The organism is Acinetobacter sp. 1000160, assembly GCF_000588715.1.
Lineage (GTDB): Bacteria > Pseudomonadota > Gammaproteobacteria > Pseudomonadales > Moraxellaceae > Acinetobacter > Acinetobacter courvalinii.
Window position 1 is genome coordinate 1 of record NZ_JFWP02000018.1, and the last position, 2471, is coordinate 2471.

2 protein-coding genes, 5 tRNA genes and 1 pseudogene are annotated in these 2471 nt (G+C 44.6%); 1 reads left to right on the forward strand and 7 read right to left on the reverse strand.

The features are described 5' to 3' along the window. Window positions 1–166: 166 nt before the first annotated feature. The 7 genes from J699_RS00255 to J699_RS00225 form a co-directional block, all read right to left on the reverse strand. A tRNA-Asp gene (locus tag J699_RS00255) sits at window positions 167–243 on the reverse strand. A gap of 39 nt (window positions 244–282) precedes the next feature. Next, window positions 283–358: transfer RNA gene (locus J699_RS00250), tRNA-Val, on the reverse strand. Window positions 359–460: 102 nt separating this feature from the next. Continuing rightward, window positions 461–537, reverse strand: a tRNA-Asp gene (locus J699_RS00245). A 43-nt stretch (window positions 538–580) separates the two neighbouring features. Further along, window positions 581–657: transfer RNA gene (locus J699_RS00240), tRNA-Asp, on the reverse strand. A gap of 23 nt (window positions 658–680) precedes the next feature. Continuing rightward, a tRNA-Val gene (locus J699_RS00235) sits at window positions 681–756 on the reverse strand. A gap of 163 nt (window positions 757–919) precedes the next feature. Further along, window positions 920–1429: a cell wall-recycling L,D-carboxypeptidase ElsL gene (gene elsL / locus J699_RS00230; protein ID WP_032869959.1), complete on the reverse strand. Its 510-nt coding sequence runs from the start codon at window positions 1427–1429 to the stop codon at window positions 920–922. A gap of 359 nt (window positions 1430–1788) precedes the next feature. Continuing rightward, window positions 1789–2154: a YbaN family protein gene (locus J699_RS00225; protein ID WP_005226971.1), complete on the reverse strand. Its 366-nt coding sequence runs from the start codon at window positions 2152–2154 to the stop codon at window positions 1789–1791. Between the two features lie 100 nt (window positions 2155–2254). Here J699_RS00225 and J699_RS00220 point away from each other — a divergent pair. Next, window positions 2255–2471: pseudogene (locus J699_RS00220) on the forward strand (DUF1853 domain-containing protein); the annotation flags it as partial.

Sequence of the window (2471 nt, forward strand, 5' to 3'; positions counted from 1 at the left end):
GACGGGATCGAACCGCCGACATTCTGCTTGTAAGGCAGACGCTCTACCAACTGAGCTAAGCGCCCTGAGGAATAAAAATTGATTGAATATCAATTTTTATGACGCAAGACAAACGGAGTGCGTAGTGTCTTACATTATCACCCTCTTGAACAGGGAATCAAGAGAATGGCGCAGCGGACGGGGCTCGAACCCGCGACCCTCGGCGTGACAGGCCGATATTCTAACCAACTGAACTACCGCTGCACTGTATTACTTCCATAGAGAAGTAAATGTCACAAATTATGGTGGGCGCTGACGGGATCGAACCGCCGACATTCTGCTTGTAAGGCAGACGCTCTACCAACTGAGCTAAGCGCCCTGAGCGAGGTAACAAATCTAAAGCATCGCTTTAAAACTTGTTTAAATATAAAAGAAATAAATTCTAATCTATTTAACTCTAGCTATTCTTGCAATCTTAAAGTGGCGCAGCGGACGGGGCTCGAACCCGCGACCCTCGGCGTGACAGGCCGATATTCTAACCAACTGAACTACCGCTGCACGATAATTTTGCAATCATAGCAAACGACTATTAAAACTTAAGTGGCGCAGCGGACGGGGCTCGAACCCGCGACCCCCGGCGTGACAGGCCGGTATTCTAACCAACTGAACTACCGCTGCACTTGAGTCTTAACGTAAAGGCTTGGTGGGCGCTGACGGGATCGAACCGCCGACATTCTGCTTGTAAGGCAGACGCTCTACCAACTGAGCTAAGCGCCCTTAACGTCTTCATCGTTTGTGAGGTGCATTATAGAGAATCTTTACAGCCTGTCAAACGCTTTTGCCATTCTTTTCTGAAAAAACCGTACGAATGATTAAAAAATAAGTGATTCCATGCAAAAACTGATATTTTCGTATTTTATTTAAGCACTTATTTGCATTTTCACATATCGTTTTCCAAGGCTTGTTCGGATATATACACCAGCGCCTGTTCGGAAACGAGTTCAAATAGCTCGATAATTTCATCATTTTTCATTCGAATACAACCATGCGACATCGGAACACCCATTGGCTCTGTATCCGGCGTACCATGAATATAGATATAACGCTTAAAGGTATCGTGCCCTTCCCCATGATTGAAGCCTTCTTCAAGACCATCCAGCCATAAAATCCGCGACAAGATCCAGTCTCGTTGAGGAAATTGCTGGGCTAATTGTAGGTCATACACCTCACCCGTCGGTTGGCGTGCAATAAATACAGCATTCTTTGGTGCATCGCCGCCGATCTTTTGGGCAACCTGATGCCAGCCTCTTGGGGTCTTTCCACTATTTTCCTGTTCACCAATACCGTTTTTGCCCGAAGAGATCACATAGAATTTATTCTGTTTCGGCAAACGTAGTGTTTGCTGTGCCAAGTCTATGATGATGTCTGCCTGATCAAGGGTATAGGTCATTGTTATCTCGATAGATGATAGAACATCTTCATTTCAACATAGATGAAGTCTTTTTTCTTGTAGTTTTCAGTAGTTTTCGTGGGTGATAGGTGTTAGAGCTGACGAGGAAAATAAATTAGAGTTGTAGACATGATCTTCGTTCTTTGTTCATGTTATTCGGATATGTTGTGGATGGGGTTTAAGACAAAGATTGCTTAATGTATTTACTCGAATAAAGTTTTCGTCTTCTTACGGAGCTTTAATCACTCCTCAGGGCAAAGCTTATTTGACTTTGCTTAACTCGCCACTCGCTGCATTTGAGCCATATTGGCGCAAGGTCTTGCGCATGAGGAATATATTCCGCAAGAGCGTTGCTTTTCTTAACGCTGCTCAGGCTCGGGTCTTAACCATAACCACACAGCCACGATAAACATGGTGACATCAGTAAAGACTTTCACCCAAAACGGTGCGTTGGTGAACAGCATCAGGATACCGCTAAGCAACATCATGATACTGGCAATCCATTTCGCCTTCCGCGGCACTGTGCCATGTTCACGCCAGTTGCGTAAGGTCGGGCCATATTTGGGATGGTTCAGTAACCAAGCATCCATTTCCGGCCAGCCTTTGGAAGCCGCCCATGCAGCCAGAATCAGAAAAACCGTAGTGGGCATGCCTGGTAAAATTGCCCCGATGATTCCCAACGTAATAAAAATCACGACCAGACTACGCCAGAATAAAGTTTTCATTGAGCAATTAACCAACACCTGTTTACAACCGTGCTAGTATAAAGTGTTTTTATTGTGGTTTCTTAAACTTAACCTATTATTTCCATGATTGAGTGGCTTGATGTCTAAAATGCTTACCACCCCTTGTTTTTTTGAGCCGTGGTTACAGTTTAACAATCCGATCGTACGGCATTTGGCCTTCTGTATTGCAAGCCCCAATATTCTGGCAGACATTCCAGACGATCTCAGCCTGAAAAATCATTTTGAATTACATCCGGACCCGGTCTGGCAAACCCATTATCAAAATTATGAATCACGTTTAAAGCAATTGGATCAGC